At 72.4% G+C, this 25,904-nt stretch carries 15 protein-coding genes and 1 riboswitch; of the genes, 11 read left to right on the forward strand and 4 right to left on the reverse strand.

Translation table 11 applies throughout. The features are described 5' to 3' along the window. Positions 1-29: 29 nt before the first annotated feature. Positions 30-1,475 carry a precorrin-3B synthase gene (gene cobG / locus ACFTZC_RS32780; protein ID WP_382895909.1) on the reverse strand — a complete coding sequence of 482 codons (1,446 nt, stop codon included), beginning with the start codon at positions 1,473-1,475 and terminating at the stop codon, positions 30-32. 134 nt (positions 1,476-1,609) lie between these two features. Then, positions 1,610-1,688: riboswitch (cobalamin riboswitch) on the forward strand. Positions 1,689-1,743: 55 nt separating this feature from the next. Here cobG and cobN point away from each other — a divergent pair. Both cobN and ACFTZC_RS32790 read left to right on the forward strand, forming a co-directional pair. Continuing rightward, complete coding sequence (gene cobN / locus ACFTZC_RS32785; RefSeq protein WP_382895910.1) at positions 1,744-5,421, forward strand: cobaltochelatase subunit CobN; 3,678 nt, start codon at positions 1,744-1,746, stop codon at positions 5,419-5,421. Between the two features lie 46 nt (positions 5,422-5,467). After that, a complete protein-coding gene (locus ACFTZC_RS32790; RefSeq protein WP_382895912.1) occupies positions 5,468-6,616 on the forward strand; it encodes a winged helix DNA-binding domain-containing protein in 1,149 nt (382 codons plus the stop codon). On the opposite strand, the gene ACFTZC_RS32795 is transcribed toward ACFTZC_RS32790, so the two are convergent. Both ACFTZC_RS32795 and ACFTZC_RS32800 read right to left on the reverse strand, forming a co-directional pair. Continuing rightward, positions 6,606-7,952, reverse strand: a complete 1,347-nt coding sequence (locus tag ACFTZC_RS32795; RefSeq protein WP_382895914.1) for a geranylgeranyl reductase family protein — start codon at positions 7,950-7,952, stop codon at positions 6,606-6,608. The two genes, ACFTZC_RS32790 and ACFTZC_RS32795, sit on opposite strands and share 11 nt — an antisense overlap. 218 nt (positions 7,953-8,170) lie before the next feature. After that, complete coding sequence (locus ACFTZC_RS32800) at positions 8,171-8,593, reverse strand: ATP-binding protein (RefSeq protein WP_382895916.1); 423 nt, start codon at positions 8,591-8,593, stop codon at positions 8,171-8,173. Positions 8,594-8,793: 200 nt separating this feature from the next. On the opposite strand from ACFTZC_RS32800, the gene ACFTZC_RS32805 reads away from it, so the two are divergent. The 3 genes from ACFTZC_RS32805 (at position 8,794) to ACFTZC_RS32815 (ending at position 10,015) form a co-directional block, all read left to right on the forward strand. After that, entirely contained in the window at positions 8,794-9,663 is an 870-nt protein-coding gene (locus tag ACFTZC_RS32805) for a DUF5753 domain-containing protein (RefSeq protein ID WP_382895918.1), read from the forward strand. Continuing rightward, entirely contained in the window at positions 9,660-9,851 is a 192-nt protein-coding gene (locus ACFTZC_RS32810; protein WP_382895920.1) for a DUF397 domain-containing protein, read from the forward strand. Before ACFTZC_RS32805 ends, ACFTZC_RS32810 begins: the two co-directional genes overlap by 4 nt. A 65-nt stretch (positions 9,852-9,916) precedes the next feature. Beyond that, positions 9,917-10,015 carry a hypothetical protein gene (locus ACFTZC_RS32815; protein WP_382895946.1) on the forward strand — a complete coding sequence of 33 codons (99 nt, stop codon included), beginning with the start codon at positions 9,917-9,919 and terminating at the stop codon, positions 10,013-10,015. Positions 10,016-10,145: 130 nt separating this feature from the next. On the opposite strand, the gene ACFTZC_RS32820 is transcribed toward ACFTZC_RS32815, so the two are convergent. Further along, positions 10,146-11,417, reverse strand: a complete 1,272-nt coding sequence (locus tag ACFTZC_RS32820; RefSeq protein ID WP_382895922.1) for a nucleotide disphospho-sugar-binding domain-containing protein — start codon at positions 11,415-11,417, stop codon at positions 10,146-10,148. A gap of 610 nt (positions 11,418-12,027) precedes the next feature. On the opposite strand from ACFTZC_RS32820, the gene ACFTZC_RS32825 reads away from it, so the two are divergent. The 6 genes from ACFTZC_RS32825 (at position 12,028) to ACFTZC_RS32850 (ending at position 25,312) form a co-directional block, all read left to right on the forward strand. Beyond that, entirely contained in the window at positions 12,028-14,100 is a 2,073-nt protein-coding gene (locus tag ACFTZC_RS32825; protein WP_382895924.1) for a flavin monoamine oxidase family protein, read from the forward strand. Then, on the forward strand, positions 14,097-15,995 hold the full coding sequence (locus ACFTZC_RS32830) for a thiamine pyrophosphate-binding protein (RefSeq protein WP_382895926.1): 1,899 nt from the start codon (positions 14,097-14,099) through the stop codon (positions 15,993-15,995). The genes ACFTZC_RS32825 and ACFTZC_RS32830 overlap by 4 nt, the downstream gene beginning before the upstream one ends. 108 nt (positions 15,996-16,103) lie before the next feature. Next, complete coding sequence (locus ACFTZC_RS32835; protein ID WP_382895928.1) at positions 16,104-16,613, forward strand: inclusion body family protein; 510 nt, start codon at positions 16,104-16,106, stop codon at positions 16,611-16,613. A 296-nt stretch (positions 16,614-16,909) separates the two neighbouring features. Further along, positions 16,910-17,527 carry a hypothetical protein gene (locus tag ACFTZC_RS32840; protein ID WP_382895929.1) on the forward strand — a complete coding sequence of 206 codons (618 nt, stop codon included), beginning with the start codon at positions 16,910-16,912 and terminating at the stop codon, positions 17,525-17,527. Between the two features lie 163 nt (positions 17,528-17,690). Next, the gene (locus ACFTZC_RS32845) at positions 17,691-19,826 is read left to right on the forward strand and encodes a flotillin family protein (RefSeq protein WP_382895931.1); all 2,136 of its coding nucleotides are present in this window, start codon (positions 17,691-17,693) and stop codon (positions 19,824-19,826) included. Positions 19,827-20,143: 317 nt separating this feature from the next. Next, positions 20,144-25,312, forward strand: a complete 5,169-nt coding sequence (locus ACFTZC_RS32850) for a DNA repair ATPase (protein WP_382895947.1) — start codon at positions 20,144-20,146, stop codon at positions 25,310-25,312. The last annotated feature ends 592 nt before the right edge of the window (positions 25,313-25,904 follow it).

Here is a 25,904-nt window from a genome sequence, read left to right on the forward strand (position 1 = left end):
CTCATCTCGTCACGGCTGCTTTGTCTTCTTCACGTTGTCTGCCCCGCGTTGTCGCCTCGGTGTACGGAGACGGTGTAGCGGCCCTCCCCGGTCGCGACCCGGTCCACCCGGTCGCCCTGCGGGTGACCGCAGCGCCGCTCGCATCCCGACCAGTACACGGGCAGGCCGTCCCGGTCCACGCCCCGGCCCGCTGCTGCTCCGGCCACGGCCACGGCCGCGGCGGCGTCGGCCCGTACGTCCGCGAGCGCCTTGGCGCACCCCGGCCGCCCGGTGCAGGCGCCGACGCCGAGCCAGGGGGAGCCGGGCTCGGTGACCAGTCCGGCGGTACGGAGGCGCCCGAGGAGACCGGCGGCGGCCTCGGGAGCCAGGCCGGGGACGATCACCCCGCGCCAGGGCGTCAGCCGCAGGCCGGTGCCCTCGGTCAGCAGGAGCCGCCACTGGGTCACGCTCAGCCTGCCGAGCCGCGGGTACGCGGAGAGCGCCACCGTTCCGCCGGGGGAGGAGATCAGCCCGGGGGCCGGAGCAGGAGCCGGGGCCGGGGCAGGAGCCGCGGCCGGGGCGGGTTCGGGAGCCGGGCCGGGGGCGGCCGTATCCCGCGCGTCCCCCGAATCCGTCGGCAGGGCCTCGATCCCGGCCGCCGTCAGGCGCTCCGTCACCGCCGCCGACAGCCCCCGCGCGGACTCGGCCGGCAGGTCCTGAACGCGCCAGGCGCCCGTGCCGCTCGCACGCGCCACGGTGAGGAAGGCCTCCGCCGCCAGCAGGGCCGCGCGCGGGGCGTCGGCGGCCGGAACCCGTACGTACGGGACCCGTACGACCGCGCCCCGTACGTCCGGATGGTTCGTCCTGGCCTGATTGGTTCCGGTCTGGTTCGCCCCGGTCCGTACCGTCACCGCGCCGTCCCGCCGTGCGAGCAACGTCACATCCGCGCCCAGCGCGGCCACATCGCCCCGGCCGTCGTCCAGCGCGAAGAGGAAGCGCCCGGAGAGCCCCGTCGCCGCGTCGCTCGCGCACAGCAGCTCGTCCAGCCGCCGGGCCCACAACTGCACGTCCCCCGTGCCGAGTCCGTCGAGGCCGGCCAGCGGCGAGGCGACGATGTTCCGTACCCGCTCGTGCGCCTCCGACGGCAGCAGCCCCGCCCCGTCCAGCAGTGCCGCCAGCTCGCCGCCGCACCCCGCGTCCAGCCCCCGGAGCTGGACGTTGCCCCGGGAGGTGAGGTCCAGGTGACCGTCGCCCAGGCGCTCCGCCGCGTCCGCCAGGACCTGTGCCTGACGATGCGTCAACAGGCCTGCGGGCAGCCGGAGTCGGGCCAGCGCGCCGTCGTCGGCGGCGTGCAGCCGCAGCGCGCCGGGGCAGGCATCACCCCGTACCCGTACGGCGTCACCCCGTACCCGTACGGCATCGCGCACCGCGCCCGGGGACGGAGCGCGCGCGGTGGCTTCGTCCCGGTTCACGGGTGTTGGCGAGGTGGGCGGCATGGCCGCGAGCATACCCACGTGGTCCTCGCCACGGACCCACTCGTCCAGGCGCCCTCCCCGCCCGTGACCTCAGCACTTACTATGCAGACGGCGGGCCCGTCAGGCCCGCCGCACGCCAGTGACGGCGTCATGGGGAGGAAGCCCGGTGCGAACCCGGCGCGGTCCCGCCACTGTGAACCCGGCAGCTCCGGCCGCCGGGTGAGCCAGGAACTCCCGCCGTCCTCCACACCCGCCCGGGGCGCGGACCCCGAGGAAGGCCAGACGCCGCATGCTGCTGCTCCTGTCGACGTCCGACACCGATCTGCTCAGCGCCCGTGCCGCCAACGCGGCGGGGGGCCCGGTCCCGTACCGGTTCGCCAACCCCGCCCGGCTCGCGCTCGACGAACTGCCCGCACTGCTGGACGGCGCCGACCTCGTCGTCGTACGCCTCCTCGGCGGGCTGCGCGCCTGGCAGGACGGCATCGACGCGCTCCTCGCCCGCGAGGTCCCGGTCGTGGTCCTCACCGGTGAACAGGCGCCCGACGCACAGCTCATGGAGGCGTCCACCGTCCCCATCGGGATCGCCGCCGAGGCGCACGCCTACCTCGCCCACGGCGGGCCGGCCAACCTGGAGCAGCTCGGGCGGTTCCTCTCCGACACCGTCCTGCTGACCGGCCACGGCTTCGAACCGCCCGCCGCCGCGCCCACCTGGGGCCGGCTGGAGCGCAAGGTCAGGCCGCCGCGCTTCGGCCGGCCCGGCCATTCGGTGGCGGAGGTGGCCCCGACGGTCGCGGTCCTCTACTACCGCGCCCACCACATGAGCGGCAACACCGCCTTCGTGGAGACCCTGTGCTCGGCGATCGAGGACGCCGGAGCCCGGCCCCTCCCCCTCTTCGTCTCGTCGCTGCGCGCGCCCGAACCCGAACTGCTGGCCGCCCTGGGCGAGGCCCACGCGATCGTCACCACCGTGCTCGCCGCCGGGGGCACCAAGCCCGCCCAGGCGTCGGCCGGCGGCGACGACGAGGCGTGGGACGCGGGCGCGCTCGCCGCGCTCGACCTACCGATCCTGCAAGCCCTCTGCCTCACCGGCAGCCGCGCCGCCTGGGAGGAGAGCGACGAGGGGCTGACGCCGCTGGACGCCGCCTCGCAGGTCGCCGTGCCGGAGTTCGACGGGCGCCTGATCACCGTCCCGTTCTCCTTCAAGGAGATCGACGAGGACGGGCTGCCCGCGTACGTACCCGACCCCGAGCGGGCCGCGCGCGTCGCCGGGATCGCTGTGCGCCACGCCTCGCTGTCCCACCGTACGAACGCCGAGAAGCGCGTCGCGCTGGTCCTCTCCGCGTACCCCACCAAGCACTCCCGCATCGGCAACGCCGTCGGCCTCGACACCCCGGCCAGCGCCGTCGCACTGCTGCGGCGGCTGGAGGCCGACGGGTACGACTTCGGTACGGAGCCGGACGGGCCCGTGCCCGGGCTGGAGTCCGGCGACGGCGACGAGCTGATCCGCGCGCTCATCGACGCGGGCGGCCACGACCAGGAATGGCTCACCGAGGAGCAGCTCGCCCGTAACCCCGTCCGCATACCCGCGGCCGACTACCGGCGCTGGTACGGGCAGCTCCCCGCCGATCTGCGCGCCTCCGTCGAGCGGCACTGGGGGCCGCCGCCCGGCGAGATGTTCCTCGACCGCAGCCGGGTCGGCGCGGGCGGCGACCCGGACGGCGACATCGTGCTCGCCGCGCTGCGGCGCGGCAATCTGCTGATCCTCATCCAGCCGCCGCGCGGCTTCGGCGAGAACCCGATCGCGATCTACCACGACCCCGATCTGCCGCCCTCGCACCACTACCTGGCCGCGTACCGCTGGATCCAGGCGCCCCGCCACGACGGCGGGTTCGGCGCCGACGCCATGATCCACCTGGGCAAGCACGGCAACCTGGAGTGGCTGCCCGGCAAGAACGCCGGGATGTCCGCCTCCTGCGCGCCGGACGCCGCGCTCGGCGACCTGCCGCTGATCTACCCGTTCCTCGTCAACGACCCGGGCGAGGGGACACAGGCGAAGCGGCGCGTGCACGCCACGCTCGTGGACCACCTCGTACCGCCGATGGCGCGCGCCGAGTCGTACGGCGACATCGCGCGCCTGGAGCAGCTGCTCGACGAGTACGCGGCGATCTCCTCGATGGACCCGGCGAAGCTGCCCGCGATCCGCGCGCAGATCTGGACGCTGATCCAGGCCGCCAAGCTCGACCACGACCTCGGGCTCGAAGCGCGCCCGGACGACGACGGGTTCGACGACTTCCTGCTCCATGTCGACGGCTGGCTCTGCGAGGTCAAGGACGCGCAGATCCGCGACGGACTGCATGTCCTCGGCTCCGCCCCGACCGGCGAGGCGCGCGTCAACCTCGTCCTCGCGATCCTCCGCGCCCGGCAGATCTGGGGCGGTACGTCGTCGCTGCCCGGCCTGCGCGAGGCCCTCGGCCTCGACGAGTCGGCCGCCACCCGCACCGCCGCCGACGACGCGGAGGAGCGGGCCCGCGCGCTCGTCCAGGCGATGGAGGACGCGGGCTGGGACCCGGCGGCGGTGCCTTCCGTGGCCGCCGGGCTGCCCGGCCCGGTGGCGGACATCCTGGACTTCGCGGCCCGCGAGGTCGTCCCGCGGCTGGCCGGCACGGACGACGAGATCGAGCATGTCGTCCACGCCCTGAGCGGCGGCTTCGTCCCGGCGGGCCCGTCGGGCTCCCCGCTGCGCGGCCTGGTCAACGTCCTGCCGACCGGCCGCAACTTCTACTCCGTCGACCCGAAGGCCGTGCCGAGCCGGCTCGCCTGGGAGACCGGGCAGGCCCTCGCGGACTCCCTCCTCACCCGCTACCGCACCGACAACGGCGACTGGCCGACCTCGGTCGGGCTCTCCCTCTGGGGGACGAGCGCGATGCGCACCTCGGGCGACGACATCGCGGAGGCGCTCGCGCTGCTGGGCGTCCGGCCGGTGTGGGACGACGCCTCCCGCCGGGTCACCGGCCTGGAACCGGTCCCCCTGGCGGAACTGAACCGGCCCCGCATCGACGTCACCCTGCGCATCAGCGGCTTCTTCCGCGACGCGTTCCCGCACGCGATCGGGCTGCTGGACGACGCGGTACGGCTCGTCGCCGCGCTGGACGAACCGGCCGAGTCCAACTTCGTCCGCGCCCACGCCCAGGCGGACCTGGCGGAACACGGCGACGAGCGGCGCGCCACGACCCGTATCTTCGGCTCCCGGCCCGGTACGTACGGCGCGGGCATCCTCCAGCTCATCGACAGCCGCGACTGGCGTACGGACGCGGACCTCGCCGAGGTCTACACGGTGTGGGGCGGCTACGCGTACGGCCGCGAACTCGACGGGCGCCCGGCGCGCGGCGAGATGGAGACCGCGTACAAGCGGATCGCGGTGGCCGCCAAGAACACCGACACGCGCGAGCACGACATCGCGGACTCGGACGACTACTTCCAGTACCACGGCGGCATGGTCGCCACCGTACGCGCGCTGAAGGGCACGGCCCCCGAGGCGTACATCGGCGACTCGACCCGCCCGGAGACCGTCCGCACCCGCACCCTGGTCGAGGAGACGTCCCGCGTCTTCCGCGCCCGCGTGGTCAACCCGCGCTGGATCGAGGCGATGCGCCGCCACGGCTACAAGGGCGCGTTCGAGCTGGCCGCGACGGTCGACTACCTCTTCGGGTACGACGCCACGACGGGCGTGGTCGCCGACTGGATGTACGACAAGCTGACCGAGACGTATGTCCTGGACCCGGAGAACCGCCAGTTCCTCCAGGAGGCCAACCCCTGGGCCCTGCACGGCATCGCGGAGCGGCTGCTGGAGGCGGAGTCACGCGGCATGTGGGAGAAGCCGGACCCGGAGACGCTGGCGGCGCTGCGCGCGGTGTTCCTGGAGACGGAGGGGGAGCTTGAGGGGGAAGCGGAAGGCGAGGACGGCTGAGGGGGAGGTCGCGGAGGCGCAGTTCGAGGGGCGGCATAATCCGGCCATGAGCCTCACCGCCCGGCAGCTCGCCCTGGCCACCCTGGACCGTCAACTCCTGCTCGAACGCAGGCGCCTCGACGTGGCGGAGGCCGTCCGCCGGGTGTGTGCGGTGCAGGCGCAGACCGCCGCGTCACCGTATCTGGCGCTGTGGAACCGCGTGCGGGATTTCGTGCCGGAGGATCTGGACGCGGCGTTCGCGGACCGCCGGATCGTGAAGGCGACCCTCATGCGGATCACCCTGCACGCCGTCCATGCCGAGGACTACGCGCCGTATCACGCCGCCATGCTCGGCACGCTGCGGTCGGCGCGGCTCCACGACCGGCGCTTCACCTCGACCGGCCTGACCCGCACCGACGCCGACGCGCTGCTCCCGCGGCTTGCCGCGTACCTGGCGCGGCCCCGCACCGGGGCCGAAGTGGAGAAAGAGGTCACGGGGCGGTTCGGCGAGCACGCGCACCGGGTGTGGTGGGCGCTGCGTACGTACGCGCCGATACATCACGCGCCGACCGGCGGCCCCTGGTCGTTCACCCTGCCGAACGCCTACCGCGCCTCGACCACGGCCCCCGGGGCCGCGTCACCGGACGTACCGGACGCGGCGGCCGGGGTGCAGCGGCTGCTGCTCGGCTATCTGCGGGCGTTCGGGCCCGCGTCGGCCCCGGACTTCGCCCGGTTCACCCTGCTCGGGCGCGCGGTGATCACGGAGGCGCTGCACGCGCTCGGGGACCAGGTGGTGCGGGTGGCGGGTCCGGGCCGCGCCGCCCTGTTCGACGTGGCCGGAGCGACCGTGCCCGCCGAGGACACTCCGGCGCCGCCGAGGCTGCTGCCGATGTGGGACAGCACGCTGCTGGCCCACGCGATCCCAGGGCGGGTGCTGCCCCCGGAGTACCGGCCCCTGGTCGTCCGGCGCAACGGCGACATGCTGCCCTGCCTGCTCGTCGACGGGCGGGTGGCCGGAGTGTGGCGCGCGGTCGCGGGCGGGCTGGAACTGACCGCCTTCCACCGGCTCGACAGGGCCGTGTGGCGCGGTCTGACCGAGGAGGCCGAGCAGCTGTCCGCGCTGCTCGCCGGCCGCGATCCGGCCGTCTACCGGCGCTACGGGCACTGGTGGGACAAGGGGCTCCCGGGCGTCGAGACCGTGATCGTCAAGGACTGACCGCACCGCCCGGCCGCGCCCTGCGCCGGACCGGTGGCGAAGGGACGAGGCGGACCGCCGTATTGATCAGGTGGTCGATCGTGTCGCGCGAAGGCTTGTCGGTGAGGTCGGTGAGCAGCCGGGCCAGGGCCTTGAGCAGGAACGGCGAGCCCAGGACGTAGCGGTTGAGGAGCGGCTGGAAGCCCGACCGGCTGAAGACGAGGTCGGCGGCGGTGTTGCCGAGGCGGTAGTAGCGCCCCCAGCGGCGGTTCATCTCCACGGGGTAGTTGAGCAGGATACGTTCCCGCTTCGGCCCCCGGGGAAGGGCCAGGGCGAGTGCGGCGCTCCCGGCCGCGACCTCGCCGGCCTCCAGCGCCTGGGCGATGCCCTCGCCGTTCCAGGGGCTGATCATGCCGCCCGAGTCGCCGACCAGAAGGAGCCCCCGGGTGTACAGAGGATGCCGGTTGAAGCCCATGGGCAGCGCCGCGCTCCGCACGGGGCCCTCGGCGTTCTCCTCGCGCAGTCCCCACGCGTGAGGGGTGCGGGCCAGCCACTGGTCCAGGGCGGGCCGCAGCTCGACCTTCCCGTACCGCCGGTGCGGCAGCGCGCCGAGCCCGACATTGACCCGGCCGTCGCCCATCGGGAAGATCCAGCCGTATCCGGGCAGATAGCGGTCCGTCCCCGGGAAGCGGAGGTCGGCCCACAGCTCCAGATACTCCTCCTGGGAACGCTCCGGGCTGCGGTAGTAACGGCGCGCGGCCGTCGCGATCTGCCGGTTCTTGTCCCGTTGCAGCCCCAGGGCGAGGGCGAGGCGGGCCGAGGCGCCGTCGGCGGCGATGACGATCGGCGCGCGGTACACGGTCGCCTCCTCCGCTTCCTTCGACCCCTTGGCGTCCTTCGACCCGGCGGCCACGCCGACGCCGCTGACACCGACGACACGGCCGGAGCGATCGAGCACAGGGTGGGTCACCTTCACGCCGTTGAGCAGCCGTGCCCCGGCGGCTGCCGCGTGCTGGGCCAGGATGTCGTCGAAATCGTGCCGGCTGCGCGAGAGACCGAAATCGGGGTAACTCCCCAGGCCGGGCCATTCGATATGGACCTGGAAGCTCCCGGCCACCCAGCGCATACCGCGTGACCGCATCCACCCCGGGGCGTTGATGTCGATCCCCATCCGGATCAGCTGGTGCACCGCCCGGGGGGTCAGACCGTCTCCGCACACCTTCTCCCGGGGGAAGTGGGACTTCTCCAGAAGCAACACATCGACGCCCGCCTTGGCCAGGTGAAAGGCGGCGGACGAGCCGGCCGGCCCCGCGCCCACCACGATCACCTCGGCGTCCGTCTCCCTCGACTCACTCACCAGGAACCTCCTCTTGGGACACTCGCCGCCGCGCCGAGGCCGCCGCCCGGCACCTCATCATGGGTCAGGACGAGCCGGTGCGGAACACGGCCTTTCGGCGCGGCGGACCCGGACCACGGCGGACGCGCCTCTGCGCCTCCCGCGCACGCCGGGCGCGTTGGTGGCGGGCGAGGGTGGTCGGTTACGGCGCCACCGGAGCGCGCGGCGCGGCAGCCCCGTCACCCCGGCCGCCCGTTCAGGGTGAACCGCGCCCACACACACTTCCCGTACGCCAGCTCCCGGCACCCCCACTCCTCGGCCAGCGCGGCCACGAGCAGCAGCCCGCGCCCGCCCTCCTCGTCCTCGGGGCGGCCTTCCCGGATCTGGGGCAGCCTGGCGCGGTCCGGGTCGGCGACCTCCAACACCAGGTCGCCCCAGTCGACATGAACGGTCACCTCGACCTCGGCGAAGCTCACCCGGCAGTGGCGGACGGCATTGGTGACGAGTTCCGAGGCCGCCAACTCGACCTCCGGGGCGAGCTGTTCGAGCCCCCACTTCTCCAGGGTCTCTCTGACACGGGCCCGTGCGGCCGGCACGTGCTTCTTGCGTTTCGGAATGCGGAAGGTGTCGCGCAAGGGCTCCGCGAAGAGGTGTGTGGGCATGGGGTACCCCCAGGCTGGCGCATGGTCGATTTCGCGCTGCGTAGCGAGTCGCTGACGGCGCGTGTGGTGAGGCTAGGGCTGCGCGGCCCCTGGTTGCAACCCATCTTGGATGCAAGCATGCAGTCATTAGCTCGAACGAGTGACTAGCCGTGCCGTATTGGGGAGTTGCAGACTTAGGCACCTGAAGAGAGGGGAACGCCATGCCCGATGGTGGGAAGCCGACGGTGCGCAGCAGGCGACTCGGTGCGGCACTCCGGCGATACAGGCACGCGGCGAAGATGGACCAGCCGGCGGCGGCCGAGGTGATCGCCGCGTCTGCGGCCAAGATCAGCCGCATGGAGAGCGGGCATGTGACGTGCCGCGTCATCGATGTCCGCCTGCTCATGGCCGCTTACGGGGAGACGAACCGCGAAAAGGTGGCGCGGTACGAGGAGTTGGCCAAGACGTCGAAGCGGCGCGGGTGGTGGTTGGAGCATGCCGCGCATCTGCGTGCGGACTACCTCGACCACATCTCGCTGGAGGACGACGCCACGTATATCCGGGACTGGCAACCCGTCATGTTCCCGGGCTTGCTCCAGACCGCCGCATACGCCGAAGCCGTCACCGCTGCCTCCTTCGATTACATCGCCCCGGAACGGACTGAGAAACTGATCAAGGTGCGCATGGGTCGACAGGCGAAAATCGATGACGGCGGAGCCACGTACGCGGCCATCATCTGGGAGCCGATCATCAGGCACCCCTTGGTCGACATCGACACTCATCGGGAGCAGTTGGCGCACCTCCTTGAGGTGGGGAAACGCAAGAACGTCACTATCCAGGCGCTGCCGTTCACCGCAGGGCCGGTGGCGAGCCTCACCTCAGCTTTCGCTACCTTCAGCTTCGACTCCGAACCGACGGTGGAAGCTGTGACGCTGGAGAACCTGCGGGGGACATCCGTTCTTGAAGCGGCCGACGACCTGACCGCTTACTCCAACGCATTCGACCAACTACGATCGGCAGCACTGGCACCCGAGGCGAGCGCTCGGCTCATCCGGGGCGTACTGCGGAGCTACAAGGAAGACACATCGTGACCGTTGACGTCATAGGTCCGTACCGGAAGTCCTCGTACTCCGGACCGGAGAGCAACTGCGTCGAGGTGGCCCCCATCGCCAACGGCGGCCGCGCCGTACGCGACAGCAAGGACCACGCCCGGCCTTCCCTGCACTTCGCTTCCGCCGGGTGGCAGGCTTTCCTGGCCCATGCCAAGGCAGCGTCGTGACCTTTGAGGTTGTGGGCCCCTACCGAAAGTCGTCCTACTCGGGCCAGAACAACAACTGCGTCGAGGTGGCCCCCACCGCCAACGGTGGCCGTGCCGTGCGGGACAGCAAGGACACGAACCGCCCGTCGCTGCACTTCCCCCCACCCAGTGGCGCACCTTCCTGACGGAGACCAAGGCCGACCGCTGCGGCCGGGGCACGAGCGGCTGAGCGTCCCCGCGTCTTGGCTGCCGCGAGGCCGGGTGCCGCCCCGTACCGGCCGCCCGCCTCCCATCACCCCCGTAACCGCAGCGTGGTCAGTCGAGGGTCAGGTGCTCGATGGTGCCGAGGGCGTCGTGTGCGGCGTAGACCGGGGCGAGCTTCTTTACGTTGTCCCGCATGTCGGCGTCCTTCAGGGCCAGTTGGGCGGCGGTGGCCACCGCTCCCGGGGTGGGCGTGGCGGTTTCCAGGTTGATGCCGAGGCCGTGGTGGGCGACCCGCGCCGCGTTGGCCGGCTTGTCCTCGGTGAGGCCGCCGACGATGACCGGCACGCCGGCCGCGAGTGCCTGCTGGGTGCCGCCGAGGCCGCCGTTCGTGATGTACAGGTCCGCCTTGGGCAGCAGCGCGTCGAACGGGATGAACTCGGCGACCCGCGCGTTGGCGGGGACCGGGATGGACAGGGCGTCCGTCTCGCGGCCGAGGGCGGCCACGACGGTGACGTCCAGGTCGGCCAGGCCGGTCAGGGTCGGCTCGACGAGTTGGGACAGGTCGCCGTTGGCGAGGGTCCCCTGGGTCACGACCACGACAGGGCGGGAACCGTCCAGCTCCGCCCACCAGGCCGGGGGCTCCCAGTCGGGGGCGCTGCGGGTGGGCAGGATGCCGACCAGGTGCAGCGAGTCGGGGGCGTCGCTGCGCTCGAACTCGAAGCCGGGCACGGTCAGCGCGGCTACGGCGTCGGGGACGGTGATGATGCCGTCCACGAAGGACGTGACGTCTTTCGTGGCGCCGAGGGAGCGCAGGGCCTCCATGAGACGGTCCTGGGTCGGCTGCATCATCGCGGTGAACTGGGCGTTGGCGGCCCGGTTGGCGGCCTTCTGGTCGTCACCGGGACCGACCGGCACCGGACCGAAGAAGGTCGTGTCATCGCTGCTCAGGGCGAGCGGGACCGCCGTCACCCCGACCCAGCGGCGGGGCCGGAGGCCGGGGGCGCCCAGTGCGGTGGGGAAGGCTCCGAGCCACACGGCGTTGGCGATCAGGTACTGGTCGGGGTCCTGCTCCAGCAGGCGCTGCAGGACGGCGTGCTGGTCGGGTATGGGGGCGACGAAGTAGTGCATCCAGTCGTAGTTGAGCATCTCCGGCCCGGGGGTGAGCTTCATGCGCTCGGGGTCCTGGTCCAGGAGGCGGTCGTCGAAGTCGGCCGCGCCGGTGACCGGCACGAAGGTGAGGCCGGCGTCCTCGACGTCCGAGCGGAAGCGGCTGCCGGTGACCACCGTGATCCGGTGGCCACGCCCGGCGAGTCCTCGGGCGAGTTGGAGCAGCGGTGTCAGTTCGCCGGTGATGGGCGGGGCCGCGACGATGATCTTTGCCATGATGGCCTTTCCTTGATTCCCGGACACCTCACATGACGGACGAGGCCGCCAGGCAGTTCCCCAACTCCAGCTGTTCAAGGGGGTGATGGGGTCCCGAGAGTGGGGCGACCCGGCGGAGGCGCCCGCCAGAAGGCGGCGCCCGCCCTGAAGGCGACGGGTCGACGCTGTTGCGCCACTGCTTCCCCCGTCCCGTCCCGAACCGAACCGAGCGCCCGGCCCTCCGATGGTTCGTCGAACGCGTGATCGCGTAATGGTTCCGAGGGCGGCGGATCGGTGCCCGGTGGCGGAGTTCGCCGGGAATTCAGGGCGCTCCCGGCCGAAAACCTCCAGCGAGAGGGAGAACGAATTTTCGGGTCAGATCTTCGGGGTGCGGTGGAATGTGAAAGTCCGGTGAGGACGTCACGGCCGAGGCCCCCGGACTTTCTCATTCCGCGAGGAATGATTGCCCCGGCTTCGTTCCCATTTCCCTTCCGCCCCTGGCGGAACTCCGGTTCTTGTGAAGGAAATGCGGGCAAGTCGAAATTACGTCAGGCAATGCGGTCGGTGCTTTTAGGACTTTGTCTTCCGGGGGAACCGGGAAATCGTTTCTTCATATCTACGATCGTCAGCTATGACCGACACCCCACGCGACAACTCCGCCACCCGTGCGCGCTGGCAGACGTGTCTCAAGCTCGCCCGCGAACTCCTCCTCGTCGGGCCGGACGGCAAGGACCTCAAACTCGGCTATCTCCACACCCTGATCGACACGGGCCACCTCGGCCCCACCCGCCACCCGCGCAAGAAGATCCTCGTCGTCGGCGCCGGTATCACCGGCCTCGTCGCCGGCCGGCTGCTCAAGGACGCCGGGCACGACGTCACCATCATCGAGGCCAACGCGAGCCGCGTCGGCGGACGCATCAAGACCGTCCGCGCCACCAAGCACCACCAGCCCTTCGACGACCCCGCCCAGTACGCCGAGGCCGGCGCCATGCGGCTGCCCGACTTCCACCCGCTCGTCCTCGCCCTCGTCGACAAACTCGGGCTCGGCCGCCGCCAGTTCTACAACGTGGACGTGGACCCCGCCACCGGCAGCGGTCCCGACACGCCCGTCCCCCCGGTCACGTACACCTCCTTCACCGGCCGGACCTGGAGTTACGGCGACGACAGCCCCGACTTCCGCGAGCCCGACAAGCTGGGCAACTCCTGGATCCGCGCCAACCGGGTCCAGGTACGGCGCAGCGCGTACGCCACCGCTCCCGAGCGGATCAACGAGGGCTTCCACCTCACCGACGACGAGGTCCGCGCGCCCGTCGTGCGGACCGTCGACGGGGCGCTGGAGAGCGTGCGCGACTACTACTCCGACCTGGTCGACGGGGAGCGCGTCAACAAACCGTTCGACGAGTGGGTCGAGGGCTGGGCCCGGGTGATCCACGACTTCGACGGCTACTCCATGGGCGGCTTCCTGCGCGACTACGCAGGGCTCAGCGACGAGGCGATCGAGGCCCTCGGAACCCTGGAGAACATGTCCTCGCGGCTGCACCTCTCCTTCTTCCACAGCTTCCTGAGCCTCGGCGACATCAACCCCCGCGCGCGCTACTGGGAGATACCCGGCGGCAGTTGGCGCCTGCCGCACGCCCTGTACCAGGGTCTGCGCGACGAGGTGCGGCTCGGCCACCGCATGATCCGCCTCGAATACCACGACCCCAGCCGCGACGCCGACCCCGAGGGCACCGGCGCCGTCGGGCCCGACGGATGGGGCGTGGCCGTGCAGACCGTCGCCGAGAACGACCCGGGGGCCCCGCCGCGGCTGTGGACCGGGGACCTGGCGATCGTCACCATCCCGTTCTCCGCCCTGCGCTTCGTGGAGATCGTCCCCTCGATGTCGTACAAGAAGCGCCGTGCCGTCATCGAGACCCATTACGACCAGGCCACCAAGGTGCTGCTGGAGTTCAGCCACCGGTGGTGGGAGTTCACCGAGGACGACTGGCGCAACGAACTGGAGAGCCTCGCGCCCGGCGCGTACGAGGACTACCGGACGGCCGCCGGCGCGGACGGCGGGCCGGATCCCCACGCGGACACCGGCGAGGACACCGACTCCGCCCGCACGCCCGTCGAGGCGGACAGCGGACTGCTCGGCGCCGCGGTCAAGGACAGCAGCGTCACCGAGGAGATGCGGCGGCTCAACAGCACCCTGCCGCTGCGCGGCCCCGCCGTCCGCCCCGCCACCCACTGCTTCGGCGGGGGCTCCGCGGCCGACAACCCCAACCGGTTCATGTACTACCCGTCGCACCGCGTCGAGGGCAGCACCGGCGGTGTGGTGCTCGCCGCGTACTGCTGGTCCGACGACGCCACGCGCTGGGACTCCATGCCGAACGCGGAGCGGTACGTCTACGCCCTGCGCAACCTCCAGGCCCTGCACGGCCGGCGCATCGAGGTGTTCTTCACCGGGCGGGGCGCCACCAAGAGCTGGGCCCGCGACCCGTACGCCTTCGGAGAGGCCGCCACCTACACCGCGCACCAGATGACCAGCTTCCACCTGGACGTCCCGCGGCCCGAGGGCCCCGTGCACTTCGCCGGGGAGCACACCTCCCTCAAGCACGCCTGGATCGAGGGCGCCCTGGAGAGCGCCGTGCGCGCCGCCACCGACGTCCACCAGGCCCCGCCGGTCACCACCCCGGGTCCGGACGCGGAGGGCAGCTCGTGAGTGCGACCACCCCCCGGTGCACGGTCGCCCGCTATCTCGCCCTGCGGCTGGCCGAGTTGGGCATCACCCACCTGTTCGGCGTCCCCGGCAACCACCTCGGCCCCTTCCTCACCGCCCTGCGCGCCGAGGGCGACGTCGAGTGGGTCGGCACCCCCACGGAGGGCGGCGCGGGCCAGGCCGCCGACGCCTACGCCCGTATCCACGGCATCGGCGCGGCGGCGGTCACATACAGCGTCGGCGCGTTCAACCTGCTCAACGCCTGCGGCGGCGCCTATGTCGAGCAGATCCCGCTCGTCGCGATCAACGCCTCCCCGCCGTACGAGCAGTGGCAGAACTACCGCGCCCTCGGCATGCTCACCTCGCACATGAGCCCCCGCGCGGAGAGCAACCTGGACGTCTACCGGCAGGTCACCGTGGACGCGCGGGTCATCTCCAACCCGGGGCTCGCCGCCGGCCAGATCGACGCCGCGCTCACCGCGTGCCTCTCCGAGCGCAGGCCGGTCTACCTGGAGGTCATGGAGGACCTGTGGGACGAGCCCTGCCCCGAGCCCGAGGGGCCGATCCTCGCCCGTGAGCGGCCGTTCGGCGCGCGCAACCAGCCCATGCTGGACCGGGCCGTGGACGCGGTCCTCGCCCTCATCGCGGCGCATCCCGGTCCGGACGGCAGGCCCCGCCCGATCGTCTGGGCGGGCGAGGAGATCGACCGGTTCCGGCTCGGCGGGAGCCTCACCGACCTGGTGCAGGCCACCGGGGTGCCGTACTGCACCACCGTGGGCGCCAAGGCCGTCGTCGGGGAGGACCTGCCGCAGTTCCACGGCGTCTACAACGGTAAGGCCAGCCATCCGGACGTGCACCGGATCTTCAAGGAGTGGGCCACCTGCCGGATCGGGCTCGGCGCCTGGTCCACGTCGAAGAACCTCGGGGGCGAGCAGTACGTCGGCGAGGACTGGGTGATGGCCGCGAACGGCGGCGTCAGCGTCGGTACGTCGTACTTCCCCGACGTCCAGCTCGAACCGCTCCTGTCCGCCCTCCAGGACGCGCTGGTGAACCGTTACGGATCCGGGGGACTGGACGCCGACTACTACGCCGAGGCCCACGCCCACCACGCGGCGCCCGGCGACCGCCCGGCCGACCTGGAGCACCACCGCGCCTCGCTCCGCGTCGCGGGCTCGCCGTCCGGGCACACCGAACGGCTCACCGAACGGCTCACCTACGACAGCCTGTTCGACCGGATCAACCACTTCCTGGGCCAGGAGACCCGGCAGAAGTGGACGGTCGTCTCCGACGCCGCGTTCTCCCTCATCGGCTCGATGAACCTGGCCCTGCCCGCGGGCGGTTTCCTGTCGCAGATCAGCTGGCTGTCCATCGGCTGGTCGGTCGGCGCGGCCACCGGCGCGGCGCTCGCCCCCGAGCGCGGGCACGCCCGCCCGATGGTGTTCGTCGGGGACGGCGCCTTCCAGGAGACCTGCCAGGAGATCTCCACGCACACCAGACTCGGGCTGCGGTCGGTGGTGTTCGTCATGGACAACGGGCACTTCTACGGCATCGAGCAGATGCTGGTGCACCCGTCCTACTACGCGGAGCGGGGCTCCGGAGAACCGGACGGCGCCGACGGCCCGGACAGCCCGAACAGCACTGACAGTCCGGACTTCTACAACGTCCTCCACCCGTGGCACTACGACCGCCTCGCGGACGTCTTCGCGGGCAAGGAGACCCCGGCGACCGGCGTCAGCATCTCCCACGCTGCCGAGCTGGACGACCTGCTGGCCCGCCTCGCCGACCCGGCCGACCCCGTCAACGCGGGGCCCCTGCTGGTCCGCGTCCGGCTGCGTCGGCACGACTACCCGCGGGCGATGGCGTACAAGGTGCCGCATTCCTCGGCGACGACGGGCTGACGGGCCGCGCGCCGTGCGCACGACGGGTGAAGGCGAAAGGGGGGCGCGCAGGAGCGGTATCCCAGGACAGCCTTGTCAGGGAATTCTTGTGTTCGAGAGGGGCAGGAAATGGCTGATCTCAACGTACTGATCGCATTCGACGCGGCCACGATCGTCGAGCGCAATCCCAACGCGTCGAGGAACCCCGACGTGCCGACGCAGGTCGACCACGACCTGATCTACATGACGACGCGTCACGACCACATCATCGGCAACTCGGGGGCCGAGTTGAACCTCCGGGCCGAGCCGGGCGACAGCATCAGGTGGCGGGAGACGACGATCTCGCTCGGCAGCGACTACAAGGCGCTGCTCTACCGGTACGTGAGCAGCGACAGCGGGCACACTCTCATCAGGACGCCGGAGATCGAGGTGATCGACGGCGTCTATCCGATGCCGAAGGAGGGGTCCGAGGGCAGGCCGGACTTCGTGACGCAGAACTACGAGGACCACTACTGGCGGACGACCGTCAAAAAGGCCGGCAAGGTCGTGTACCACTTCTACTTCCAGATCCTGGACCGCCACCGGCAATTGCAGGGGTACTTCCAGTGGGACCCCTTCATCACCATCGAGAATCCCTGACGGTCCCCGGGTGAGGGCGGCGGTGGCCGCCCTCACCGCCATGGGGCCCGCCGGGACCACCACGAGCCGCCGCCCGTCCGGGTGGCGGCTCGCCGTGCGTAGGCCCCACCCCTCGGTGCACGCGCCCGGCATTAAGAAAACGTAAAGATTGCCGGGATCCGGCAATGCGCGCACATGCCCCCGCAGTTCAGAATGGGCTCAACGCAAGCGGGGGACAGACCCGGGTGCCGGGACACGGAAGCGTGTTCCGGCACCCGGGTAGGTGCCGCACGGACGGACACCGGGGGGTGTGGACGATGAGTGAGTTCTTCGACGCCGCTCTCGGCTTTCCCGCCGTCCTCTTCGGCGCCGCGCTCCTCGTCGTCATCGGCTTCTGGCTGCTGGTCGTCGTCGGCGCCGCCGAACACGACGCCTTCTCCTCGCATCTGACCGGGGGAGTCCCGGTCACCGTGCCCGTGTCGGTGCTGGTCGCCACGGCCTGGTTCGCGAGCCTCGCCGGGTCGGTGCCGGTGCGCCGCTCCGTGGAGCCGGGGGGCGCCCGTACGCTCTGGTCGGGCGTCGTGCTCGTCGGGGCCGTGCTGATCGCCTGGGGTGTGACCCGGCTGCTCGTACGCCGGCTGCGCGACCTCGTGCCTGAACAGGCGCCGCCGTCCCGGCTGGACTTCATCGGGCTGACCTGCACGATCCGTACCGGCTCCGTCTCCGCCGACTTCGGTCAGGCCGAGGTCGCGGCGGCCGACGGCTCGACCGCGCTCGTCCAGGTCAGGTGTCCCGACCCGGGCCCGGCCGGCGAGGGCGAGGCCGGGGCGCTCGGCGCCGGGTCGACCGGGCTGCTGTACGCGTTCGACGCCGAGGGCGAGTTCTTCTGGGTCGCCCCGTACGACCCGGCGCTCGACCCGCGCTCCGCCGCCTGACCGTCCCGCCGCCCGACACCCGTCCGCCGCCCGACACCCTCCGCCGGCCCACCGCTGACCGTGATCCGGGGGCCGTGCCTCCTCCGGTGCCCCGGCTCGCCGCGACTGCCGCAGTCGCCTCACTCACGCTCGCTTCTCTTTCTCACGTTCTCAAGGACTCCTCATGGATGCCATCTCCTTGGGCCTCGGCGTGCTCGTCGCCGTCGTCCTGCTCATCGCCATCGCGCTGTTCCTGGTGATCAGCCGACTGTTCCGCAAGGTGGAGCAGGGCCGCGCGCTGATCATCTCCAAGACCAAGAAGGTCGACGTGACCTTCACGGGCGCCGTCGTCCTTCCGGTGCTGCACAAGGCCGAGTACATGGACATCTCGGTGAAGATCATCGAGATTCGCAGAACCGGCCGTGAGGGCCTGATCTGCCAGGACAACATCCGCGCCGACATCCACATCTCGTTCTTCGTCCGCGTCAACAAGACCGTCGAGGACGTCATCAAGGTCGCCCAGGCGATCGGCACCGAGCGGGCCAGCGACAAGGTCGCCATCCAGGAGTTCTTCGCCGCGAAGTTCTCCGAGGCGCTGAAGACGGTCGGCAAGCAGCTCGACTTCGTCGACCTCTACACCAAGCGCGAGGAGTTCCGGGACCGGATCATCCGCGTCATCGGCACCGACCTCAACGGCTACCACCTCGACGACGCGGCCATCGACTTCCTTGAGCAGACCCCGATGGCGCAGCTGGACGGCGCCAACATCCTCGACGCCCAGGGCATCCGCAAGATCACCGAGCTGACCGCCGTCGAGCACGTACGCACCAACGAGTTCCAGCGTACGGAGCAGAAGGAGATCACCCGCCAGAACGTCGACGCCCGCGAGACCATCCTGGAGCTGGAGCGCCGGCAGGCCGAGGCCGAGATCAAGCAGCACCGCGAGGTGGAGACCCTCCGCGCCCGCGAGGAGGCCGCGACGGCCAAGGTCCAGGAGGAGGAACGGCTCGGCGCGCAGACCGCGTTCCTCCGCACGGAGGAGCAGCTCGGCGTGCAGCGCGAGAACCAGGCGCGCGAGATCGCCGTGGCGCAGAAGAACCGCGAGCGGGTCATCGCCGTCGAGAACGAGCGCATCGAGAAGGACCGCGTCCTGGAAGTCATCGGGCGTGAGCGCGAGACGGAGCTGAGCCGTATCTCCAAGGACAAGGAGGTCGAGGCGGAGCGCCGCGAGGTGGCCGATGTCATCCGCGAGCGGATCGCCGTGGACCGTACGGTCGCCGAGCAGGAGGAGTCGATCAAGAAGCTCCGGATCGTCGAAGAGGCCGAGCGCACCCGCCAGTCGGTGATCATCGCCGCCGAGGCGGAGGCCCAGGAGAAGCTGGTCAAGGACATCAAGGCGGCCGAGGCCGCCGAGGTCGCCGCCCGCCACTACGCGGCCGAGCAGCTCACGCTCGCCGAGGCGCGGCTGAAGGCCGCCGACCTCGACTCGCAGGCCAAGCTGCGGCTCGCGGAGGGCATCCAGGCCGAGACGGCGGCGCCCGGGCTCGCGGCGGTGCAGGTCCGCGACAAGGAGGCGGACGTCATCGAGAAGGCGGGCATCGCGGAGGCCGGCGCGGCCGAGGCACGGCTGCGCGCCGAGGCGGAGGGGGCCAGGCTGAAGGCCCTCGCGGCGGCCGAGGGCACACAGGCGCAGGCCGCGGCGGACGCCGCGATGATCGGCGAGAAGCTGAAGGCGGAGGCGGCCGGGCTCACCGAGAAGGCCGCGGCGATGGCCGCGCTGGACGACGCGTCCCGTACGCACGAGGAGTACCGGCTGCGGCTCGCCGCCGACAAGGAGATCCGGCTCGCGGGTCTGGACGCGCAGCGGCAGGTCGCGGAGGCGCAGGCCACGATCCTCGCCACCGGTCTGGAGAACTCCGACATCAACATCGTCGGCGGCGACTCCGTCTTCTTCGACCGGCTCGTGTCGTCGATCTCGCTCGGCAAGAGCCTGGACGGCTTCGTCCGGCACTCGGAGACGGCGCAGGCGCTCGGGAAGCCGTGGCTGGACGGTACGGCCAGCTTCCCGGAGGACCTGACGCGGATCCTCGGCTCGGTCTCGACGGCCGACGTACAGAACCTGACGGTGTCGGCGCTGCTGATGAAGCTGATGAACTCCGGTGGCGGCGACGCCGCGGCGACCGGCCAGCTCGGCCGGCTGCTGGAGCAGGTCCAGCGGATGGGCCTCGCCGACACCCCGCTCGCCGCGCTGGACGGAGCACCGGACGGAGCACCGAACGGTGTCCGGAACGGTGCCCGGAACGGCGCGGTCCCGGCCTGAGGCTCCGGTCTCAGGGGGGCGCGGGTCCGGAGCTGCCGCACGGGGGTCGGCGGTTCCGGGTCCGCGCGCCACGACGCGCGCCGATGAGCGGCGTGCGTACGTCAACAGCGCGCGCCCATGAGCAGGGCACGTCATGAGCAGCGCGCGTACGCGTACGGATGCGGCGCGCGTACGGAAGCAGTCCGAGGCGGTGCGGGGAAGTGAACAGCCCGATGAAAACCAGGGCCGGAGAGGCCAGGAACGGCGCGGGGACGACGGGCGCCGGTACGGATGCGGTGGGCGTCGGTACGGGCACGACGGGCGCCGGTACGGACACGATGGGCGCCGGTACGGGCACGACGGGCGCCGGTACGTACGGAGCGGCGGACCTCGGCCCGTACGGAGCGGCCGACCCCAGTCCGCGCGAGGCCGCCGGCTCCGGCTCGCACGGCGCCGTGGACCCCGGAACGTACGAGGTGCTGCGCGACCGGCTCGGCGCGCAGGCCCGGGAGCTGGCCCGCCGGGCCGGGGAGCTGAACTCCCGCCGCGTCGCGGCCTTCGGCTCCACCGAGCTGGCCCTCACCGGCACCGCGCACCTGCGCACCGAGCGGCCCAGCGTGCCCCGCGACATCGTCGCCGTCGGCGGGGCGCTGCTCCTCGGCCACCACGGGCGGCCGGGCGGCGGCGCCGGGGCGGTGGTCGAGGTCGGGGACGTCCTCGCCCTGTACGACCGCGAGCTGAACCCGCTGCCGCAGGACGCCGTGCCGGGGCTGCTCGACGACCCGCGCTTCGTCAAGGAGTTCGCGGAGCTGTACCGCTACTTCCGCGACGCGCGGCTGCGCCGGCTGCGGATCGCCGACGGCAGGCTGCTCGCCGTCTTCCGGACCGGCGAGAGCGCCGACGACGTCCGCGTCCTGCGCTGGGCGCTCTCCGCCGAAGGCGACGGCACCGCCGTCGAATTCCTGGACGCGCGCGGCGAGCGCGACCATGTGCTGCCGCCCGCCCACGACTTCACATGGACGCCCACCACCCGCGAGGACCAGGTCCCGGGACGCCACCCGTACGTCTCCGTCGACGGCGGCCGGCTCCGCGTCTCGACCGTCGGCGGTCTCCTCACCGTCAGGAGCGGGGAGGACGGCGGGCCGGACGCGACGCCCCTGTACAGCGAGCCGGTCACCGAACCCCTCCAGTCCCTGGCCGACGCCGAGATCGCGTACGCGACGGCCGGCGCGCTGACGCTGCTGCGCGTTCGCCCGTACAAGGAGGAGACCCCGCGCCATCTCGTCGTCCACACCGCGACGCGCACGGCGCTGCGGCTGGACGGGGTCGGGCAGGCGTGCCGGCGGCTCCCCGAGGACCAGGGGATCATCTTCCCCGGCGGCCGGGTCCTCGCCACCGGCGCCCACAAGACCTTCGAACTCGACACGGAGGGCATGGAGTTCGAGCGCGAGCTGCGCTCCCCGAACGGCGAGGACGTGCTGTACGCGTTCCACGACCGCGTCCGGGGCCGGGGGCTGCTCCTCCCGTACAACCTGATCCGCGAGGAGGCCGCCGCGCCGCTCCTCTGCCGTGGCCACGCGCTCTTCGAGGACGGCACGCTCGTCGCCCTCCGCTCCGCCCCGGCGGCGGCGAGGGAGGCGGAGGAGCCCGCCCGGGTCCATCCGGCGCAGCTGTGGCGCTCGCCGTTCGTCTCCGACACGTACGCCGCCGCGACCCCCGCCGGGGACGGGCCGCTGGCGCGCATCGGCAACGCCGAGCTGGTGCGCGGCATCTCCGACTGCCTCTCGCTGGCCCGCTCCGTCACCGAGACCCCCGCCCCGACCACGGAGGCGTACGGGGCGCTGCTCGCCGCCTGTGTGCGGGTCACCGACACGTACCACTGGCTGGGCGACCCGGACGTGGGCGATCTGCGCGAGCCGCTGGCCGGGGTGCGGGCCACGGCCGGGCAGGTGCTGGCCGAGTTCGAGACCGTGACGGCGCTGACACGGCAGGCGGCCGAGGCGTTCGCGGAGTCCGCCGCCGGGATCGCGGCGCTGGTACGGCGGGCGCGCGGCGAGGCGCCGCGCACGGCCGCCGGGTGGGTGGAGCGGCTCACCGAACTCCGCCGGGCACACGGCCACTTGCTCACCCTCAAGGAGCGGCGGTACGCGGACACCAGGGCCGTCGACGCGCTCGCGGCGGAACTGACGGGCGACCTCACGTCGTTCGCGCAGCGCGCGGTGGGGTTCCTCCGGGGCGCGGACGCCTTCGCCGGGTACCACGAGGCCATCGCGGAGCTGACGGCCGAGGGTGACGCCCTCGCCACCGTCGCCGAGGCGGCGCCCGTCACCGCGCGTCTGGACGAACTCGCCGCCGGGCTGCGGACCGTCACGGAGGTGGTGGCGGGGCTCGACATCGGCGACGCCACCGTCCGTACGTCCATCCTGGAGCGGATCGCCGAGGTCCTGGCCGGTGTCAACGCCGCCCGCGCCACCCTCGAAGCGCGCCGCCGGGAGCTGCTGGACCACGAGGGCCGGGCCGAATTCGCCGCCGAGACAGCCCTGTTGGGGCAGGCGGTGGCGGGTGCGATGGCGGTGGCGGACACCCCGGAGGCCTGCGACGAGCAGATGGCGGCGCTGCTGCTCCGGGTGGAGGACCTGGAGGCGCGGTTCGCGGAGTCGGACGACTTCCTCGCCGAGCTGGCCGCCAAGCGCACCGAGGTCCACGACGCCTTCGCCGCGCGCAAGCAGAGCCTCCAGGACGCGCGGGCCCGGCGGGCCGAGCGGCTGGCCGGGTCGGCGGCCCGGGTGCTGGAGACCATCGCCCGCCGGGCGGCCACCCTCGGCTCGGCGGACGCGATCAGCACGTACTTCGCCTCCGACCCGATGGCCGAGAAGGTCCGCCGTACGGTGGCGGAGCTGCGCGGGCTCGGCGACAGCGTCCGGGCGGGAGAGCTGGAGGGGCGGCTCAAGGCCGCGCGGCAGGAGGCGGCGCGCGCCCTGCGCGACCGGGCCGATCTGTACGCGGACGGGGGCGCCCTGATCCGTCTGGGCCGGCACCGTTTCGCGGTGAACACCCAGCCGCTGGAGCTGACCCTCGTACCGGACGGTACGGCGGGCTCCGAGGACACGGAGGGCTCAGTGGGCCCGGCCGGGGGCAGCCAGGCCGGGGGCGGGCTGGCCTTCGCCCTCACCGGCACCGACTACCGCGCGCCCGTCACGGACCCGGAGTTCGCGGCGACCCGCGCGTACTGGACGCAGACCCTGCCCTCGGAGTCGGCGGACGTCTACCGGGCGGAGTACCTGGCGGCCCGGCTGCTGGCCGAGCACGGCCCGGAGGGTCTGCCGGAGCCGGGCGACCAGGGCGACCAGGGCGACCCGGGTGAACTCGGTGCACTGGGCGACTTCGTACGGCGGTCGGCGGAGTCGGCGTACGACGAGGGGTACGAGCGGGGCGTCCACGACCACGACGCCACCCTGATCCTCGGCGCACTGCTGCGGCTGCACGCCGGGGCCGGGCTGCTGCGCTTCCCGCCCGGGGACCGCGCCGCCGCGCAGCTCTTCTGGGCGCACGGCACGACGGAGCAGGCGCGGGAGGCGTGGACGCGGCGCGCGGTGTCGATGGCGCGCGCCCGGGAGACGTTCGGCCTCGCGCCCGCGATCGCGGCGCTCCAGGCCGAACTGGCCGGGGTGATGGCCCCGTACGGCGGCGGCGCGCGGAGTGCCGCCTACCTGTTCGAGGAGTTGACCAGCGGCCCGGAGGGCTTCGTCACCGGCGCGGGGGCCCGGACGCTGCTGGACGCGTTCCGCCGCGCGGTGGGCACCTCGGCGTACGACGACGATCTGGCCGGGCTCGGCGACGACCTTGACACGAAGCGCCAGATTGTAGAGAACTGGCTGTCGGCGTACGCGCTGTCGAACGGCACGGCGACAACGGATCCCGAGGCGGCGGCCTCGGCGGCAGCGGCTTCCCCGGCAGCCTCCTTGGCAGGTCAGGGCACCGGCCTCCAGGGCACCGGCCTCCAGGGCGACCTGGCGGAGGCCGTCGCGGTGGAGCTCTGCCCCGGCCTGGTCCGCCACGACTCGGCGGCGCCGCTCGGCGTGACCGTGGACGGACTGCTCGGCTCCCACCCGAGGATCGAGCGCCGCCGGCTGACCGTCCGGATCGACGAACTCCTCACCCGTACGGCCGACTTCCGCGAGCGTGTCGCCCCCGGCTTCCGGGAGTACCAGCGCCGGCGGGGCGCCCTCGTCGCCGCCGAGCGGGCCCGGCTGCGGCTGGACGACCACCGCCCGCGCGTCATGTCCTCCTTCGTACGCAACCGGCTCATCGACGAGGTCTATCTGCCGCTCGTCGGCGACAACCTCGCCAAGCAACTCGGCACGGCGGGCGAGAGCCGGCGCACCGACTCCCACGGGCTGCTGCTGCTCGTCTCCCCGCCGGGATACGGCAAGACGACGCTGATGGAGTACGTCGCGGACCGCCTCGGCCTGGTCCTGGTGAAGATCAACGGACCGGCGCTGGGCCACGGCGTCACCTCGCTCGACCCGGAGCAGGCGCCGAACGCGACCGCGCGCCAGGAGGTCGAGAAGATCAACTTCGCGCTGGAGAGCGGCAACAACACCCTCCTCCACCTCGACGACATCCAGCACACCTCGGCCGAACTCCTGCAGCAGTTCATCCCGCTGTGCGACGCGCAGCGCCGGATCGAAGGCGTCCGGAACGGGCGGGCGCGCAGCTATGACCTGCGCGGGAAGCGGTTCGCGGTGTGCATGGCGGGCAATCCGTACACCGAATCGGGACACCGCTTCCGGATCCCCGACATGCTCGCGAACCGCGCGGACGTCTGGAACCTGGGCGAGGTGCTGACGGGCAAGGAGGACGTCTTCGCGCTGAGCTTCGTGGAGAACGCCCTCACCTCCCACCCGGTGCTGGCCCCGCTCGCCGCCCGCGACCGCGCCGATCTCGACCTCTTCGTACGGCTGGCGGCGGGCGACCCGACGGCACGCGCGGACCGGCTGAGCCACCCGTACGCACCGGCCGAGTCGGAGCAGATCCTCGCCGTGCTACGGCATGTGCTGACGGCGCGCGCGACGGTTCTCGCGGTCAACGGGGCGTACATCGCGTCGGCGGCGCAGGCGGAGGCGTCCCGTACGGAGCCGCCGTTCCTGCTGCAGGGCTCGTACCGGAACATGAACAAGATCGTGGCCCGGCTGGACGCGGTGATGAACGAGGCAGAGGTGGCGGCGGTCGTCGCCGACCACTACGCGGGCGAGGCCCAGACTCTGACGGCGGGCGCGGAGGCGAACCTCCTCAAACTCGCCGAGCTGCGCGGGGCGTTGGACCCGGAGCGGGCGGCCCGGTGGGCGGCGGTCAAGGCGGCGTACGTACGGTCGGCGGCGCTCGGCGGCCCGGCGGACGACCCGCTGACGCGCGCGGTGGCGGCGCTGGGGGTGCTCGCGGACCGGGTGGGCGCGGTGGAGTCGGCGATCACCCGGGAACGATCACGCGGGGCGACGCACTGTTGACGGAGCGTGCGAGAAGGTTGACGCTTAGCAGCACGGTGTCATGCCGGACGACTGTCTGAACGTATGGAGAACAACGGGGGCTACGGGGGCGCGGAGCCGGGGGAAGAGGGGGAATGGGGGGCGGGGCGGGGCGGAGGCGACATGTCCGCCCCGCCCCGACATGTGCGGCCCCGGCGCTCGGGGCGAACCCCCGCTGAAACCCCCGCTGAAACCCCTGATGAGAGCCCTGATGAGGGCCCAGATGAGGGCCCAGATGAGGGCCTGGCGAGAGGGCCGTCGCGGGCCCGGGAGTGGCCGGAGCCCCGGGGTCCGGTCCGGTGCGGCCGGGTGAAGCCCCCCGTGATCCGCGGCGTGGGCCGCGTGCCGGCCGCCGTGTGCCGACCGTATTTCGGGCAAGGAACCGGTGCGTTGCCGAGAGGCGCTCCCTGCGGCGGGGACGACGCGTGGCGGCACGCTTTACGCGGGGCGTATAGCTGTACACAGCAATTTCTGCGGCGATTTCGGCCCGCCGCGCGGCCGATCGGCTCCCGCCCCGTACGGCGGACGGCTCCGCCGCGGCCACCGGATCCGTACGCCCGCGGGGTCCCGTCCA

It is taken from the genome of Streptomyces sp. NPDC056987 (assembly GCF_042673865.1).
Taxonomy (GTDB): Bacteria; Actinomycetota; Actinomycetes; order Streptomycetales; family Streptomycetaceae; genus Streptomyces.